Source organism: Streptomyces sp. PR69 (genome assembly GCF_026420845.1).
Taxonomy (GTDB): domain Bacteria; phylum Actinomycetota; class Actinomycetes; order Streptomycetales; family Streptomycetaceae; genus Streptomyces.
Window position 1 is genome coordinate 147,977 of sequence record NZ_JAOWCB010000001.1, and the last position, 16,317, is coordinate 164,293.

Annotated in this window: 20 protein-coding genes; 19 read left to right on the forward strand and 1 reads right to left on the reverse strand. The window is 72.6% G+C overall.

All coding sequences use genetic code 11. The annotated features are described in order from the left end of the window. Positions 1–147: 147 nt before the first annotated feature. Genes hisD through OF819_RS00685 form a run of 10 tightly spaced genes read left to right on the forward strand, consistent with a single transcriptional unit; the run spans position 148 to position 7,358 of the window. A complete protein-coding gene (gene hisD, locus OF819_RS00640) occupies positions 148–1,470 on the forward strand; it encodes a histidinol dehydrogenase (protein ID WP_267241258.1) in 1,323 nt (440 codons plus the stop codon). Next, positions 1,467–2,585 carry a histidinol-phosphate transaminase gene (locus OF819_RS00645; protein ID WP_267241259.1) on the forward strand — a complete coding sequence of 373 codons (1,119 nt, stop codon included), beginning with the start codon at positions 1,467–1,469 and terminating at the stop codon, positions 2,583–2,585. Before hisD ends, OF819_RS00645 begins: the two co-directional genes overlap by 4 nt. After that, entirely contained in the window at positions 2,582–3,175 is a 594-nt protein-coding gene (gene hisB / locus OF819_RS00650; protein ID WP_267241260.1) for an imidazoleglycerol-phosphate dehydratase HisB, read from the forward strand. Before OF819_RS00645 ends, hisB begins: the two co-directional genes overlap by 4 nt. Next, on the forward strand, positions 3,172–3,339 hold the full coding sequence (locus tag OF819_RS00655) for a hypothetical protein (RefSeq protein WP_267241261.1): 168 nt from the start codon (positions 3,172–3,174) through the stop codon (positions 3,337–3,339). The genes hisB and OF819_RS00655 overlap by 4 nt, the downstream gene beginning before the upstream one ends. 4 nt (positions 3,340–3,343) lie before the next feature. Then, positions 3,344–3,985 carry an imidazole glycerol phosphate synthase subunit HisH gene (gene hisH / locus OF819_RS00660; RefSeq protein ID WP_267241262.1) on the forward strand — a complete coding sequence of 214 codons (642 nt, stop codon included), beginning with the start codon at positions 3,344–3,346 and terminating at the stop codon, positions 3,983–3,985. A gap of 2 nt (positions 3,986–3,987) precedes the next feature. Then, entirely contained in the window at positions 3,988–4,728 is a 741-nt protein-coding gene (gene priA / locus OF819_RS00665; protein ID WP_267241263.1) for a bifunctional 1-(5-phosphoribosyl)-5-((5-phosphoribosylamino)methylideneamino)imidazole-4-carboxamide isomerase/phosphoribosylanthranilate isomerase PriA, read from the forward strand. After that, positions 4,725–5,150 (forward strand): RidA family protein, encoded by a 426-nt coding sequence (locus OF819_RS00670; RefSeq protein WP_267241264.1) that lies wholly within the window; start codon positions 4,725–4,727, stop codon positions 5,148–5,150. Before priA ends, OF819_RS00670 begins: the two co-directional genes overlap by 4 nt. Continuing rightward, positions 5,147–5,902, forward strand: a complete 756-nt coding sequence (gene hisF / locus OF819_RS00675) for an imidazole glycerol phosphate synthase subunit HisF (RefSeq protein ID WP_267241265.1) — start codon at positions 5,147–5,149, stop codon at positions 5,900–5,902. Before OF819_RS00670 ends, hisF begins: the two co-directional genes overlap by 4 nt. A gap of 18 nt (positions 5,903–5,920) precedes the next feature. Then, positions 5,921–6,094, forward strand: coding sequence for a hypothetical protein (locus OF819_RS00680; protein WP_267241266.1), 174 nt, complete (start codon positions 5,921–5,923; stop codon positions 6,092–6,094). Beyond that, complete coding sequence (locus OF819_RS00685) at positions 6,075–7,358, forward strand: MFS transporter (protein WP_267241267.1); 1,284 nt, start codon at positions 6,075–6,077, stop codon at positions 7,356–7,358. Before OF819_RS00680 ends, OF819_RS00685 begins: the two co-directional genes overlap by 20 nt. 89 nt (positions 7,359–7,447) lie before the next feature. Here OF819_RS00685 and OF819_RS00690 read toward each other — a convergent pair whose 3' ends face one another. Then, positions 7,448–8,080, reverse strand: coding sequence for a TIGR03085 family metal-binding protein (locus OF819_RS00690; protein WP_267241268.1), 633 nt, complete (start codon positions 8,078–8,080; stop codon positions 7,448–7,450). An 84-nt stretch (positions 8,081–8,164) separates the two neighbouring features. On the opposite strand from OF819_RS00690, the gene hisI reads away from it, so the two are divergent. From hisI to trpA, 9 genes are all read left to right on the forward strand, one after another. Then, a complete protein-coding gene (hisI, locus tag OF819_RS00695; protein ID WP_267241269.1) occupies positions 8,165–8,515 on the forward strand; it encodes a phosphoribosyl-AMP cyclohydrolase in 351 nt (116 codons plus the stop codon). Between the two features lie 11 nt (positions 8,516–8,526). After that, a complete protein-coding gene (locus OF819_RS00700) occupies positions 8,527–10,017 on the forward strand; it encodes an anthranilate synthase component I (protein WP_267241270.1) in 1,491 nt (496 codons plus the stop codon). A 40-nt stretch (positions 10,018–10,057) separates the two neighbouring features. Then, positions 10,058–10,786 carry a TIGR02234 family membrane protein gene (locus OF819_RS00705; RefSeq protein ID WP_416370438.1) on the forward strand — a complete coding sequence of 243 codons (729 nt, stop codon included), beginning with the start codon at positions 10,058–10,060 and terminating at the stop codon, positions 10,784–10,786. A gap of 127 nt (positions 10,787–10,913) precedes the next feature. Next, positions 10,914–11,174 carry an HGxxPAAW family protein gene (locus OF819_RS00710; protein ID WP_267241272.1) on the forward strand — a complete coding sequence of 87 codons (261 nt, stop codon included), beginning with the start codon at positions 10,914–10,916 and terminating at the stop codon, positions 11,172–11,174. An 841-nt stretch (positions 11,175–12,015) separates the two neighbouring features. Continuing rightward, positions 12,016–12,696: a DUF2752 domain-containing protein gene (locus OF819_RS29180; protein ID WP_416370439.1), complete on the forward strand. Its 681-nt coding sequence runs from the start codon at positions 12,016–12,018 to the stop codon at positions 12,694–12,696. Positions 12,697–12,811: 115 nt separating this feature from the next. Next, on the forward strand, positions 12,812–13,621 hold the full coding sequence (gene trpC, locus OF819_RS00720; RefSeq protein ID WP_267241273.1) for an indole-3-glycerol phosphate synthase TrpC: 810 nt from the start codon (positions 12,812–12,814) through the stop codon (positions 13,619–13,621). A gap of 256 nt (positions 13,622–13,877) precedes the next feature. Further along, positions 13,878–14,039, forward strand: a complete 162-nt coding sequence (gene trpM / locus OF819_RS29185) for a tryptophan biosynthesis modulator TrpM (protein ID WP_416370452.1) — start codon at positions 13,878–13,880, stop codon at positions 14,037–14,039. 129 nt (positions 14,040–14,168) lie between these two features. After that, a complete protein-coding gene (gene trpB / locus OF819_RS00730) occupies positions 14,169–15,413 on the forward strand; it encodes a tryptophan synthase subunit beta (RefSeq protein WP_267241275.1) in 1,245 nt (414 codons plus the stop codon). Between the two features lie 23 nt (positions 15,414–15,436). Further along, the gene (gene trpA / locus OF819_RS00735) at positions 15,437–16,300 is read left to right on the forward strand and encodes a tryptophan synthase subunit alpha (protein WP_267241471.1); all 864 of its coding nucleotides are present in this window, start codon (positions 15,437–15,439) and stop codon (positions 16,298–16,300) included. Positions 16,301–16,317: the final 17 nt, after the last annotated feature.

Here is a 16,317-nt window from a genome sequence, read left to right on the forward strand (position 1 = left end):
GCTTCCGTGAAGTTCGTACAGCTGTTCTTCCCGCTGAGTGACGGACTGAACGCTAGTGGTCATGGTCACGTCGTGGGGTGGGTGGGCGTGTATCAGCCAGTGATACGGGGGACCGATGGCCTGATGGGGTCTGAGAGAATTGGTGCCGTGATCTCTCGAATCGATCTGCGCGGCGACGCCCTCCCCGAGGGCGCTGCCCTGCGTGCCCTGCTGCCCCGTGCCGAGTTCGACGTGGAAGCCGCCCTTGCGAAGGTGCGGCCGATCTGCGAGGACGTGCATCATCGCGGCACCGCGGCGCTGATCGAGTACACCGAGAAGTTCGACGGGGTCACCCTTGACCAGGTGCGGGTGCCCGCCGCAGCGCTCACCCACGCGCTGGAGCAGCTCGACCCGCAGGTCAGGGCCGCTCTGGAGGAGTCGATCCGGCGCGCCAGGACCGTCCACCGCGCCCAGCGCCGCAGCCAGCACACCACACAGGTCGTCCCCGGCGGCACGGTGACCGAGAAGTGGGTGCCGGTCGAGCGCGTCGGCCTGTACGCGCCGGGCGGGCGCTCCGTCTACCCCTCCTCCGTGATCATGAACGCGGTGCCGGCCCAGGAGGCGGGCGTCGAGTCCATCGCCCTGGCCTCACCCGCCCAGAAAGAACACGGCGGCCTGCCGCACCCGACGATCCTCGCCGCCTGCGCCCTCCTCGGCGTGGACGAGGTGTACGCGGTCGGCGGCGCGACGGCCGTTGCGATGTTCGCGTACGGGACCGAGGACTGCGCACCCGCGAACATGGTCACTGGACCCGGCAACATCTGGGTCGCCGCCGCCAAGCGCTACTTCACCGGAAAGATCGGCATCGACACAGAGGCGGGCCCCACCGAGATCGCGATCCTCGCGGACTCCACCGCGGACCCGGTGCACATCGCCGCCGACCTGATCAGCCAGGCCGAGCACGACCCGCTCGCCGCCGCCGTCCTGGTCACCGACTCCGTCGAGCTCGCCGACGCCGTCGAGCGCGAGCTGGAGCCCCAGATCGCCGCCACCAAGCATGTCGAGGACCGGATCGTGCCCGCCCTCAGCGGCCGCCAGTCCGCCGTCGTCCTCGTCGACACAGTGGAGCAGGGCCTGAAGGTCGTCGACGCGTACGGCGCCGAGCACCTGGAGATCCAGACCGCCGACGCCGCCGCCGTCGCCGCACGGGTGCGCAACGCGGGCGCGATCTTCGTCGGGCCGTGGTCCCCGGTCTCGCTCGGCGACTACTGCGCCGGCTCCAACCACGTCCTGCCGACCGGCGGCTGCGCCTGCCACTCCTCCGGTCTGTCCGTGCAGTCCTTCCTGCGCGGCATCCACGTCGTCGACTACTCACGCGACGCGCTCGCCGAGGTCACCCACCATGTGGTGGCGCTCGCGGAGGCCGAGGACCTGCCGGCGCACGGCGCCGCGATGAAGGCCAGGTTCGAGTGGAAGGTGCCCGGCCAGTGACCTTCGGGATTGACGACCTGCCCATCCGGGACGAGCTGCGCGGCAAGTCCCCCTACGGCGCGCCGCAGCTCGACGTCCCCGTACAGCTGAACACCAACGAGAACCCCTATCCGCTGCCGGAGCCGCTCGTCGAGCGGATCGCCGAGCGGGTGCGGGAGGCCGCGCGCGGGCTCAACCGCTACCCCGACCGGGACGCGGTCGAGCTGCGCTGCGAGCTGGCCCGCTATCTCACCCGCACCGCGGGACACGAGGTGGGCCCGGGACACGTCTGGGCGGCCAACGGCTCCAACGAGGTCCTTCAGCAGCTGCTCCAGACCTTCGGCGGCCCCGGCAGGCTCGCCATCGGCTTCGAGCCCTCGTACTCGATGCACGGCCTGATCTCACGGGGCACGGGGACCGGCTGGATCTCCGGTCCGCGGCGTGACGACTTCACCATCGACGTGGCGGCCGCGTCCGCCGCGATCGCCCGGCACCGGCCCGACGTCGTCTTCATCACCTCGCCCAACAACCCGACCGGCACGGCGGTCGACGCCGAGACCGTTCTCGCGCTGTACGAGGCGGCCCAGGCGGCCAAGCCGTCGCTGGTGGTCGTGGACGAGGCGTACGTCGAGTTCAGCCACCGCCCCTCGCTGCTGCCGCTGATCGAGGGCCGTCCCAGCCTGGTGATCTCCCGGACCATGTCGAAGGCCTTCGGCGCGGCCGGACTGCGCCTGGGCTATCTCGCGGCCCACCCGGCCGTCGTCGACGCCGTCCAGCTGGTGCGCCTGCCGTACCACCTCTCCGCCGTCACCCAGGCCACCGCGCTCGCCGCCCTGGAGCACACCGATACGCTGCTGAAGTACGTCGAGCAGCTCAAGCGGGAGCGGGACCGGCTCGTCGCCGAGCTGCGCGCGACCGGCTACGAGGTGACCGAATCCGACGCCAACTTCGTCCAGTTCGGCCGGTTCGACGGCGAGGGGGCCGCCCACGAGGCATGGCGGCTCCTCCTCGACCGGGGCGTCCTCGTCCGTGACAACGGCGTGCCGGGCTGGCTGCGGGTCACCGCAGGCACGCCCGAAGAGAACGACGCGTTCCTCGATGCGGTTCGCGCACTGAAGAAGGAGCAGGGCTCATGAGCCGCGTAGGAAGAGTCGAGCGCACCACGAAGGAGACCTCGGTCGTCGTCGAGATAGACCTCGACGGCACCGGAAAGGTCGATGTGTCGACCGGGGTCGGCTTCTTCGACCATATGCTCGACCAGCTGGGCCGGCACGGTCTGTTCGACCTCACCGTGAAGACCGACGGCGATCTGCACATCGACAGCCACCACACCATCGAGGACACCGCCCTCGCGCTCGGCGCGGCCTTCAAGCAGGCGCTCGGCGACAAGGTCGGCATCTACCGCTTCGGCAACTGCACCGTCCCGCTGGACGAGTCGCTCGCCCAGGTGACGGTGGACCTCTCCGGCCGCCCTTACCTGGTGCACAGCGAGCCGGAGAACATGGCCCCGATGATCGGCGCCTATGACACGACGATGACCCGCCACATCCTGGAGTCGTTCGTCGCGCAGGCGCAGATCGCCCTGCATGTGCATGTGCCGTACGGGCGCAACGCGCACCACATCGTGGAATGCCAGTTCAAGGCCCTGGCGCGGGCCCTGCGCTACGCCTCGGAGCGCGACCCGCGGGCGGTGGGGATTCTGCCCTCCACGAAGGGCGCGCTATGAGGGGGCTGTCGACCGTTCTGATCGCGGTGGGGCTGTTCCTGGCCGGCGGCGCGTACTCCTTCTCCAGGCAGCAGATGCCCAAGGGCGTGATCATCCTGCTGGCGCTCGCCTCCTCGATGTGCCTGCTCGCCGGCGTCCTGCGGATTCAGGGAATCTGGGAGTAGCAGCATGAGCACACCGAAAAAGGTCGTCGTCTTTGACTACGGCTTCGGCAATGTCCGCTCCGCCGAGCGGGCCCTCGCCCGCGTCGGCGCGGATGTCGAGATCACCCGTGACTACGACGCCGCCATGAACGCGGACGGACTCCTCGTGCCCGGCGTCGGGGCATTCTCCGCCTGTATGGAGGGGCTGAAGCGGGCCCGCGGCGACTGGGTCATCGGCCGCCGGCTCTCCGGCGGCCGCCCGGTCATGGGCATCTGCGTCGGCATGCAGATCCTCTTCGCCCGCGGCATCGAGCACGGCGTGGAGAGCGAGGGGCTCGACGAGTGGCCCGGCACCGTCGGACCGCTGAAGGCCCCCGTCGTCCCCCACATGGGCTGGAACACCGTCGAGGCCCCCGCCGACAGCCGGCTCTTCGCCAGCGTCGGCCCCGACGCCCGCTTCTACTTCGTGCACTCCTACGCCGTGCACGACTGGGAGCTTCAGATCACCAACCCCGCCATGCGGTCCCCGAGCGTCACCTGGGCCACACACGGCGAGCGGTTCGTGGCCGCCGTCGAGAACAACGCCCTGTGGGCCACCCAGTTCCACCCCGAGAAGTCCGGCGACGCCGGCGCCCAGCTCCTCACCAACTGGATCGAGACCCTCTGATCATGGCTCAGCAGCTTGAACTCCTCCCCGCAGTCGACGTCCGCGACGGTCAGGCCGTACGCCTGGTGCACGGCGAGTCCGGCACGGAGACCTCGTACGGCTCCCCGCTGGAAGCGGCCCTGACCTGGCAGCGCGCGGGCGCCGAATGGCTGCACCTGGTGGATCTGGACGCCGCGTTCGGCACGGGTGACAACCGCGAGCTGATCGCGGAGGTCGCCGGGAGCCTCGCGGGACACGGCATCAAGGTGGAGCTGTCCGGCGGCATCCGCGACGACGCCTCCCTGGCCGCGGCGCTGGCCACCGGCTGCACCCGGGTCAATCTGGGCACCGCCGCCCTGGAGACCCCCGAGTGGGTCGCCAAGGTCATCGCCGAGCACGGCGACAAGATCGCGGTCGGCCTGGACGTCCGCGGCACCACGCTGCGCGGCCGCGGCTGGACGCGCGACGGCGGCGATCTGTACGAGACGCTGGCCCGCCTCGACTCCGAGGGCTGCGCCCGCTACGTCGTCACCGACATCGCCAAGGACGGCACGCTGCAGGGCCCCAACCTGGAGCTGCTGCGCAATGTCTGCGCCGCCACCGACAAGCCCGTCGTCGCCTCCGGCGGCGTGTCCTCGCTGGACGACCTGCGGGCGCTGGCCTCCCTGGTGCCGCAGGGCGTCGAGGGCGCCATCGTCGGCAAGGCCCTGTATGCCAAGGCGTTCACCCTGGAAGAAGCGCTCGCGACGGTGAGGCGGGCATGACCGGCGCCGTACGCCGCATCGGCTCCAACGGCCCCTGGGAGGAGGCCTTCGGCTACTCCCGGGCCGTCGAGCTGCCCAACGGGCTGGTCCTCGTCTCCGGCTGCACCTCGGTCGTGAACGGCCACATCGCCGCGGGCGGCCCGTACGACCAGGCCATGACCGCCTTCGGTGTGGCGCTGGACGCGCTGAAGGAGCTCGGCCTGGGGGCGGAGCATGTGGTGCGCACCCGTATGTACATCACCCACGCCCGCGACGTGGACGAGGTGGGCCGGGCACACAAGGAGCTGTTCGGCGGGGTACGCCCGGCCGCGTCGATGCTCATCGTCGACGGCTTCGTCGACCCCAATCTGGTCGTCGAAGTCGAGGTCGAGGCCTACCGAGACCGCGAAGACCGAGACGACCGAGGAGGCGACGGCGCATGACGCTCGCGATCCGAGTCATCCCCTGCCTGGACGTGGACAACGGCCGGGTCGTCAAGGGGGTCAACTTCCAGAACCTGCGCGACGCGGGCGACCCGGTCGAGATGGCCAAGCTGTACGACGCGGAGGGCGCCGACGAGCTGACGTTCCTCGACATCACGGCCTCCTCCGGCAACCGCGAGACGACCTACGACGTGGTGCGCCGCACCGCCGAGCAGGTCTTCATCCCGCTCACGGTCGGCGGCGGCGTCCGCTCCGCCGAGGACGTCGACAAACTGCTGCGGGCCGGCGCGGACAAGGTCGGCGTCAACACCGCGGCCATCGCCCGCCCCGAGCTGATCAAGGAGATCGCCGAGCGCTTCGGCCGCCAGGTCCTGGTGCTGTCCGTGGACGCCCGCCGCACCGAGACGGGATCGTTCGAGGTCACCACGCACGGCGGCCGCCGCGGCACCGGCATCGACGCGGTCGAATGGGCCTGCCGCGCGGCCGAGCTGGGCGCCGGCGAGATCCTGCTCAACTCCATGGACGCCGACGGCACCAAGGACGGCTACGACACCGAAATGATCGCCGCCGTGCGCAAGCACGTCACGGTCCCCGTCATCGCCAGCGGCGGCGCGGGCCGGCTGGCGGACTTCCCCCCGGCGATCGACGCGGGCGCGGACGCGGTGCTCGCGGCCTCGGTCTTCCACTTCGGCGATCTGCGGATCTCCCAGGTCAAGGAGACCCTCCGAAATTCCGGTCACCCGGTGCGCTGACGGCTCTACCATGATCACATGCCTGCGATCATGGTCCGCTTCACAGACGACGGGCCCGCCGGACGGCACGCGACAGCCGGGGAGCCGGGCCGCGACGCCCAGCGACTCGCACACAACGCCCATGGTGTGACGCGCCGACGTCGGCGCCGCTCGATCCAGGCACGGCCGCCGCATGAGCCGTCGGACATGTGAGAACGCCGCCGTGCCCGGCGCGGGCACGGCGGCGTCTCCTCCCGAACGCCCCGCCTACCGCGACGGCAATGTGCTGCGGTGGGCCAGCGCATACACGGCCTCCGCCGTCGGCGACGGCATCTACTACCTGGCACTGTCCTGGGCAGCGGTACGCGGCGGCAGCCCCGCCGAGGCGGGCGTGGTGGTCGCGGTCAGCGCCGTGCCTCGCGCCTTGCTGATGCTCGGCGGCGGCGTGGTCGCCGACCGCGTCGGGCCGCGCCGGGTCGTCATCGGCAGCGATGCGGCACGTGCCGTCGTCGTGCTCGGCCTCGCCGCTCTGCTGCTCGCCGCCGACCCCGGCCTGTGGCTGCTCGCGGCCGTCGCCGTCGTGTTCGGGGTGCTCGACGCTCTGTTCATGCCCGCCGTCGGCGCGCTCCCGCCCCGTATCGCCCCATCCGGGCAACTCGCCAGGATCCAGGGCATGCGCGGCCTCGCCACCCGGCTCGCGACCGTCGTCGGCGCACCGCTGGGCGGGCTCGCCGTCGCCGTCGGCGGCCCGGTCGCCGCCTTCGGCGCCGCCGGTCTGCTGTTCGCGCTCTCGGTGCCGCTGCTGCTGGCTGTACGACTGTCCCCGTTGCCCGCCGACGCGTCGGCAACCGCCCCGGCGCCGCCTACGACCCCGCTGCGGGATCTGGTCGCAGGGCTGCGCTATGTCCGCCGCCACCGGGTGCTGTGCCCGTTGCTGGTGGTCATCGGGCTGAGCGACCTCGGTTTCGTCGGCCCGCTGAACATCGGGCTGGTGCTGCTTGCCGATGAGCGCGGCTGGGGCGCGGCTGGCATGGGCTGGATCCTCGCCGGCTTCGCCGTCGGGTCGGGGGCGGCCTCCCTGCTGCTCACCGTACGGGGCAGGGTGCCGCGCGCCGGACTCGTCCAGGGCGTGGCGATCGTCGTCGGCTCGGCGGCCATCGCGTCGCTCGCCCTGGTGCCGAGCGCCGCCGCCGCGGCGGCCGTCGCAGTCGTCATCGGTCTGTTGACCGGTCTGAACGGGGTCCTGTGCCACGCGCTGCTGCAGACGCAGAGCGACCCGGCCTACCTCGGCCGGGTCACCTCCGTGGCCACACTGCTCAGTCTGGGCCTTGCGCCGCTCAGCTTCCCGGTCACGGGTGCGGCCGTGGCCGTGTGGGGCACGGCGCCCGTCTTCGCCGCCAGCGCGGCGATCTGCGCGGGGGGAGGCGTCTACGGACTGCTCCGCGCCTCCGTGCGGCGGGCGGACCTGCCGCGCTGAAATTCAGCCCCTCCGGGCTTGAGAAGCGGGGGTCCGGGGCGGGGCCCCCGACAACCGGGGTCCGGGGAGCGGTGCCCCGGGAAGGGGGCCTAGAGGCCCAGCTTCGCCTCCCGTACGCGCGCGATCGCCTCCTTGTCGCCCTCCAGGTCCACCCGCGCCACGTCCTGGCGGCCGTACATGAACATGATCAGCTCGCCGGGCTCTCCGGTGACCGTGACCACCGGTGTGCCGCGGTGTGCGACTGCCGTCTGGCCGTTCGGGCGGCGCAGGACGAGGCCGGCCGGGGCGCGGCGGCCCAGGAGCCGGGCCGCCTTCTCCAGGCGGGACCACAGGGCGTTCTCGAAGACCCCGTCCAGCTCGCGCGGGGTCCACTCGGGCTGCGCCCGGCGCACGTCCTCGGCATGGACATAGAACTCGACCGTGTTCGCGGCCTCGTCGATCTGCTTGATCCCGTACGGGGACATCCGCGGCGGCCCCGTGCGGATCAGCTGGATCAGCTCCTCGTACGGCTTCGCGGCGAACTCCGACTGCACCCGGTCCATACGCTCCTTGAGCGCGCCCAGCACGATCCCGGCGGCCGCGTCCGGCCGTCGCTCCCGGAGCACTATGTGAGCGGCGAGATCACGGGTCGTCCAGCCTTCGCACAGGGTGGGGGCCTCGGGTCCCGCCGCCTCCAACAGGTCGGCGAACAGCAGCCGTTCACGCTTCGCATGGGTCGACATGCCCGCCAGGGTACGGCGGCGGACCCCTGTCCGCCCAGTGGGCGCACCGCCGGACGGCCACCTGGGGCGCGGCACAATGTCCCCATGAGCAGCAATCTCGCCCCGGACATCGCCGCCCGCCTCAAGCGCAGCCCCGACGGGCTGATTCCGGCCATCGCCCAGCAGTACGACACCGGCGAGGTGCTGATGCTGGGGTGGATGGACGACGAGGCACTGCACCGCACCCTCACCACCGGCCGCTGCACCTACTACAGCCGCAGCCGCCAGGAGTACTGGGTCAAGGGCGACACCTCCGGCCATGTCCAGCACGTCAAGTCCGTCGCGCTCGACTGCGACGCGGACACGGTTCTGGTCAAGGTCGACCAGGTGGGCGCGGCCTGCCACACCGGGGCGCGCACCTGCTTCGACGCCGATGTGCTCCCCCTGGGCAAGTAGGGTCACACGCCATGGACCTCGAGACCTTCCGCAAGCTCGCCGCCGACCGGCGCGTCATCCCCGTCAGCCGCAGGCTCCTGGCGGACGGCGACACCCCCGTCGCGCTCTACCGGAAACTCGCCGCCGAACGCCCCGGCACCTTCCTGCTGGAATCGGCGGAGAACGGCCGCTCTTGGTCCCGGTACTCCTTCATCGGCGTACGGTCCGCCGCGACCCTCACCGAGCGGGACGGGCAGGCCCGCTGGCTGGGCCGCCCGCCGGTCGGCGTCCCCGCCGACGGCGACCCCCTCACGGCGCTGCGCGCCACGGTCGAGGCCCTGCACACCCCCCGCGACCTGGTCTCCGGCATGCCGCCCTTCACCGGCGGCATGGTCGGCTATCTTGGCTACGACATCGTGCGCCGGCTGGAGAAGATCGGCCCGGGAGAGCGCGACGATCTGAAACTGCCCGAGCTGACCATGCTGCTCACCTCGGACCTGGCCGTCCTCGACCACTGGGACGGCACCGTCCTGCTGATCGCCAACGCCATAAACCACAACGACCTCGACAGCGGAGTCGACGAGGCGTACGCGGACGCGGCGGCCCGCCTCGACGCGATGGAGGCCGACCTCACCCGGCCGCTCGCCTCCCGCCCCGCCGCCCTGCCGCCCTCCGAGCTCCCGCCGTACACCGCCCTGTGGGGCGGTCCCGCCTTCCAGGAGGCCGTCGAGGACGTCAAGGAGCGCATCCGGGCCGGCGAGGCCTTCCAGGTCGTGCCGTCGCAGCGGTTCGAGACCCCGTGCACCGCGAGCGCGCTGGACGTCTACCGGGTGCTGCGGGCGACCAACCCCAGCCCCTATATGTACCTCTTCCGCTTCGAGGGCTTCGACGTCGTCGGCTCCAGCCCGGAGGCGCTGGTCAAGGTCGAGGACGGGCATGCGATGCTCCACCCGATCGCCGGGACCCGCCCGCGCGGCGGCACTCCCCAGGAGGACCACGACCTCGCGGAGGAGCTGCTGGCCGACCCCAAGGAGCGCGCCGAGCATCTGATGCTCGTCGACCTGGGCCGCAACGACCTTGGGCGGGTGTGCGAGCCCGGCACGGTCGAGGTCGTCGACTTCATGTCCATCGAGCGGTACTCGCATGTGATGCACATCGTCTCGACGGTGACCGGCAAGGTCGCCGCGGGCCGCACCGCTTTCGACGTGCTGACCGCGTGCTTCCCGGCGGGCACTCTCTCCGGTGCGCCGAAGCCCCGCGCGATGCAGATCATCGACGAACTGGAGCCGTCCCGGCGCGGCATCTACGGCGGCTGCGTCGGCTATCTCGACTTCGCCGGCGACTCCGACACCGCCATCGCCATCCGCACCGCGCTGCTGCGGGACGGCACGGCGTATGTGCAGGCCGGGGCGGGCATCGTGGCGGACTCCGACCCGGTGGCCGAGGACACGGAGTGCCGCAACAAGGCGGCCGCGGTGCTGCGCGCCGTCCACACCGCGAACCGGCTGAACGCAACCAGCTGAGCGCAGCCGGCTGAACGGGTGATCCGGGGTGTAAGGGATAGTGGGGTATGTGAGCGCAGCGCCTGTACCCCACACCGGCCCCGACCCCGACAGCCCGGACACCGGGCCCGACACCCCGGATACCGACACCCCGGCCCCCCGCACCGCTCCCGCGGGCAGCCGCCGCAGCCTCGCCGCGGCCCTGCTCCTCGGCGCGGTCGGCGCGGCCGTCGTGCTGCTCGCCTCCGGCCAGGTCTGGGCCGAGGGCCAGGCCGCGGTCGGCGGCGGCACCCTGCCCCTCCGCGCCAAGGGCGGCGATGTCACAGGACTGCCCACGGCACTCGCCGTCGTCGGTCTGGCCGCGCTGGTCGCCGTATTCGCGGTGCGCGGCGCGGGCCGGCTGCTGGTCGCCGCCCTGCTCGCCCTCAGCGGCGCGGGAGCGGCCGTCGCCGCCGCCCTGGGGGCCGCCGACCGGGCCGCCCTGGACGAAGCGGCCGCCCGCACCACCGGCGACCTGGCCGCGACGGTGCAGGCGCTCACCCACACCGGCTGGCCGTACGTCACCGTGGCCGGCGGGGTGCTGATCCTGCTCGCGGGCGTCCTCGCCCTGCGGTACGGAACGCGCTGGCCCGCCATGTCCGGCCGGTACGAGCGCGACGGCGGCCCGCGGACCCGCAGCGCGGCGGCGGCCGTCGACCCAGACCGCCCCGAGGACCTGTGGAAGGCCCTGGACCGCGGGGAGGACCCCACCCGGGAGGACGGTGGACAGGCGCGTACTGCGGACCGGTGAGCGCGGCGCTCACGGCCCCGGCTCACGTACCACTCCCGGCGTACGGGACAATGTCTGATGAGCACCCGGCTCAGCTGACGACAGACCTCACAACAGATCTTTAGCCTTTAGCAACGAGGAGCAACTCATGGCGGGCAGCAGCCACGGACACACCCCGGCCGCCTGGACCGGTGTCACCATCGCCTTCATTGGTTTCTGCGTCGCGGGCGTCTTCATGGTCGCGGCCAACCCGCTCGGCTTCTGGGCCGGCATGGGCGTGGTGATCCTCGGCGGCGTCGTCGGCGCCGCGATGAAGGCCGCGGGCCTCGGCATGCCGAAGCAGTCACCGGTCCGCGTCCAGCCCCGTGACACCGCCGCCGCGGTCCCGGCGGAGTCCGCCGCCTCCTGAACGCTTCCTGTCTGACGCATGACGCACACGTAGGGCGCAGCCCCGGCCTGCCGGGCTGCGCCCTCGGTGCATAAACGGGGAGAATCACCGCGTGGACGCCAAGCCTGCACCCCCTGTCCTGCCCGGAGACCGTCCGACCCCCTCCGAGGCCGCCACCGGGCCCTCCGAGTCCGTCGACCGGTCCGCGGCGTCTGCTGCGTCGCCGGACGGGGCTGCGGCTCCAGCAGAGCCCCCCGCCCGGCCGGGCGGCCCCCCGCCCGGTCCCGCGGGGGGAGCGGCAGCGCCCGCGCCGGGCGTGGCTCCGGCCGCGTCCGAGCCTGTCGTACGCCCCTGCGGGCCCGCTCCCGGTCCCACGGCGGGGGCGGCGCCCGCGGCCGCCGTTGGCGGCGTCGCCGCCGATCCGGCGGAGCGCCGGGCGGCGTCCGTGGCAGCTGCCCACCGCAGTCGCCCCACTTCCGTTCCCGCTGCGGGAGCGGGTGCGCCTGCGCCCGTGGAGACAGTCCGCTCGGCTGCTTCACGCAGCCATGCGTCGCCGGGCATGCCCGCGGCGGCGGAAGAAGGCGTGCAGAGGGTGGCCGGCGGCCCGCCGGAACGAGACGTACCGGCCTCCGCCCGGCCGCCCGCGCCTCCTGGCCACAGGGCTGGCTCGTCGGGCGCGGGCGCGGGTACCGGCATGGGCATGGGCGCGGACGCCGACGGTGCCTCGCCGTATGCCGCGTCCGGCCCGTCCGGCCCGTCCGGCCCGTCCAGTCCGTCCAGTCCGGCAGGCCAGCCCGGCCAGTCTGCCGCGTCCGGCCACAGGGCCGGCTCGTCGGGCGCGGGCGCGGGTACGCGTACGGGCATGCGTATGGGTACGGGCGCGGACGCCGACGGCGCCGCGCCGTATGCAGCGTCCAGCCGGCTCGGCCAGTCTGCCGCGTCCGGCCGTGGGGGTGGTTCACCGGGTGTGGGCGCGGGCTCGCATGTCGGCGGTGCCTCGCTGTATGCCGCGTCCGGCCAGTCCGGCCAGCTTGGCCTGTCTGGTTCCCCCGGCCTGTCCGGCCCGGCAGGTCCGCAGGGCGGCGGTCGGACGGGCTGGGGCCCGCGCCAGGGGGACCGGGGGATGCACGTCCCCCGGCCGCCCGCGTCGCTTGCGCGGCGGCTCGCCGCGCCCGCCGCGGCCCTGGCCTCCGTCGCCGCCGCATTCGCCTACGTCGGCTCCGTCGATCCCAACGAACCCGGCCACTACCCGGCCTGCCCGCTGCTGACGTACACCGGTCTGCTGTGCCCCGGCTGCGGCGGGCTGCGCAGCGCCCACGCCTTCATCCACGGCGACCTGCCCACCGCCCTCGGCGCGAACGCGCCCGCGGTCGTCGGCTACGGCGTCTTCGCCGTCGTCTGGACGCTGTGGCTCATCCGGTCCGTGCAGGGCCGTGATCTGCGTGTCTCGCTCGCCGCCGGATGGTGGTGGACACTGGGAGGTGTTCTTCTGGTGTTCAGCGTGGTCCGCAACCTCCCCTTCGGAACCGCTCTCGCACCCTGAAGTCCCAGGTAGTGGGACAGACGTCAACCGGATGCGAACCCTGTGTCCCCGTGCGGATACCATCGACCTGGCTGATCCTGTTCCATCACCACCGTCCCGGAAGGGGGCCGCTCGCGTGAGTGTGCTCGACGAGATCATCGAAGGCGTGCGCGCCGACCTCGCAGAGCGGCAGGCGCGCGTGAGCCTCGACGAGCTCAAGGAGCGCGCCGCCCAGGCGCCCCAGGCGCGGGACGGCGTCGCCGCGCTCCGCGGCGAAGGCGTCCAGGTCATCTGCGAGGTCAAGCGCTCCAGCCCGTCCAAGGGCGCGCTCGCCGCCATCGCCGACCCGGCCGGCCTCGCCGCCGACTACGAGGCGGGCGGCGCGGCCGTCATCTCCGTGCTGACCGAGGAGCGCCGCTTCGGCGGTTCGCTCGCCGACCTGGAGGCGGTCCGCGCCCGGGTCGACATCCCCGTCCTGCGCAAGGACTTCATCGTCACCTCGTACCAGCTCTGGGAGGCCCGGGCCTACGGCGCGGACCTGGCGCTGCTGATCGTGGCCGCCCTGGAGCAGGAGGCCCTGGTCTCGCTGATCGAGCGCGCCGAGTCGATCGGTCTGACCCCGCTCGTCGAGGTGCACGACGAGGAAGAGGCCGAGCGTGCGGTCGACGCCGGAGCGAAGATCATCGGGGTGAACGCCCGCGATCTGAAGACCCTGAAGGTGGACCGCTCCACCTTTGAGCGTGTGGCCCCCGAGATCCCCGCCGGGATCGTCAAGGTCGCCGAGTCGGGCGTCCGCGGCCCGCACGATCTGATCGCCTACGCCAACGCCGGCGCCGACGCGGTGCTTGTCGGGGAGTCCCTGGTCACCGGCCGGGACCCGAAGGCCGCCGTCGCCGATCTGGTCGCCGCAGGGGCTCACCCCGCCCTGCGGCACGGCAGGAGCTGACCGCCCGCCCATGACCGCCGCTGTGACGTCTGCCGCTGTGACGCCCGCCTCCGCGACGACGCCTGCCGTGCCGCCCGCCCCGGTGACGACGCCCGTCGCCGCGGCGGCGGCTGGCATGGCGGCGCTCGTCGCCGCGGCGCCGGTCGGCATGGCGGCGTCCGCCGCCGCGGCATCGGCCGACGTGACGCCCGTCGCCGTCGCCGCGGGCTGTTGCGTCGCGCCGCGTCACATCCGCCCCGGCCTGCGCTCCGCCGGCATGCCGGCGCGGCTGCCGCACGCCCCGCTGGCGCGCGGCTGCCGGCCCAGGGGCTGCCGCGCGCCCGCCCGGCGAGTCCACGGCCGCCGCGTCCGCTATGTCATCGGCGATGAGCCGGGCCAGGTCAACGGCATGCGATGGCGCGCCCGCGCCGCCCTGTGACCTCCGCCGACCCCGCGTAGACAAGTAGACGTAGACAAGGGGCCCGGCGCGCCCTGCCCTACGCGGGGACCATGAGAGCCACAGCGCATACGGTGACATCAGCCCGTAGCTTCTTCAGGAGTACGTCGGATGCCTTCTGACTTCTTCATTCCGGATACCGAGGGCCAAGTGCCCAGCGCCGAGGGGTACTTCGGCGCTTTCGGCGGCAAGTTCATCCCCGAGGCGCTGGTCGCCGCGGTCGACGAGGTCGCCGTCGAGTACGACAAGGCCAAGGCCGACCCCGCCTTCGCCGCCGAACTGGGCGATCTGCTGGCCAACTACACAGGACGCCCGAGCGCGCTCACCGAAGTGCCCCGGTTCGCACAGCACGCGGGCGGGGCGCGGATCTTCCTCAAGCGGGAGGACCTCAACCACACCGGCTCACACAAGATCAACAACGTGCTGGGCCAGGCGCTGCTCACCCGCCGCATGGGCAAGACGCGGGTCATCGCCGAGACCGGCGCGGGCCAGCACGGCGTGGCCACCGCCACCGCCTGCGCTCTGTTCGGCCTGGACTGCACCATCTATATGGGTGAGATCGACACCCAGCGGCAGGCTCTGAACGTGGCCCGGATGCGCATGCTGGGCGCCGAGGTCATCGCGGTGAAGTCCGGCAGCCGCACCCTCAAGGACGCCATCAACGAGGCGTTCCGCGACTGGGTCGCCAATGTCGAGCACACGCACTATCTGTTTGGCACGGTCGCCGGACCGCATCCCTTCCCCGCCATGGTCCGCGACTTCCACCGCGTCATCGGGGCGGAGGCCAAGCGCCAGATCACCGAACGGGCGGGACGGCTCCCGGACGCCGCGATCGCCTGCGTCGGCGGCGGCTCGAACGCCATCGGGCTGTTCCACGCCTTCATCCCGGACGCCGGGGTGCGGCTGATCGGCTGCGAGCCCGCGGGCCACGGCATCGAGTCGGGGGAGCACGCGGCCACGCTCACCGCGGGCGAACCGGGCATCCTGCACGGCTCACGCTCGTACGTCCTCCAGGACGAGGAGGGCCAGATCACCGAGCCGTACTCGATCTCCGCCGGACTCGACTACCCGGGCATCGGGCCGGAGCACTCGTACCTCAAGGACGTCGGGCGCGGCGAGTACATCGCGGTCACCGACGACGACGCGATGCAGGCGCTGCGCCTCCTCTCCCGCACGGAGGGCATCATCCCGGCCATCGAGTCGGCGCACGCCCTGGCAGGGGCGCTTCGGGTCGGCCGGGAGCTGGGCGAGGACGGGCTGCTTCTGGTCAACCTCTCCGGCCGCGGCGACAAGGACATGGACACGGCGGCCCGCTACTTCGGCCTGTACGACTCCCCGGAGGGTGATGCCCAGTGAGCGAGAACACCGGAAGCAGCGGCATCACCCGCAACACAGGAAGTACCGGAAACACAGGAAGCAGCGGCAATGTCGAACTGCTGAACGCCGCCCTCGCCACGGCCAAGGCGGAGAACCGGGCCGCCCTCATCGCCTATCTCCCGGCCGGGTTCCCGACCGTCGAGGGCGGGATCGAGGCCGTCAAGGCCGCCCTGGACGGCGGCGCGGACGTGGTCGAGGTCGGCCTTCCGCACAGCGACCCCGTACTCGACGGGCCGGTCATCCAGACCGCCGACGACATCGCCCTGCGCGGCGGCGTCAGGATCGCCGATGTGCTGCGCACGGTCCGCGAGGCCCATGAGGCCACCGGAAAGCCGGTCCTCGTGATGACGTACTGGAACCCTGTCGACCGCTACGGCGTCGAGCGGTTCGCCGCCGAGCTTGCCGAGGCGGGCGGCGCGGGCTGCATCCTGCCCGACCTGCCGGTCGAGGAGTCCGGACTGTGGCGCGAGCACGCCGAGAAGCACGGCCTCGCCACGGTCTTCGTCGTCGCGCCCAGCAGCCGGGACGCCCGACTGGAGAAGATCACCGCGGCGGGCTCCGGCTTTGTCTACGCGGCCTCGCTCATGGGCGTCACCGGCACGCGTGAGTCGGTCGGCGCACAGGCCCAGGACCTGGTACGGCGCACCCGGGAGACCGCCGCCGCCCGTCGCGGGCTCCCCGTCTGCGTCGGTCTCGGCGTCTCCAACCCCGAGCAGGCTGCCGAGGTCGCCTCCTTCGCCGACGGCGTGATCGTCGGCTCGGCCTTCGTCAAGCGGCTCCTCGACGCGCCGGACCAGACCGCCGGGATCGCCGCGGTACGCGAGCTGGCCGGGGAGCTGGCCAGGGGCGTGCGCTCACGCGCGTAAGCACGGCGCCGCCCATC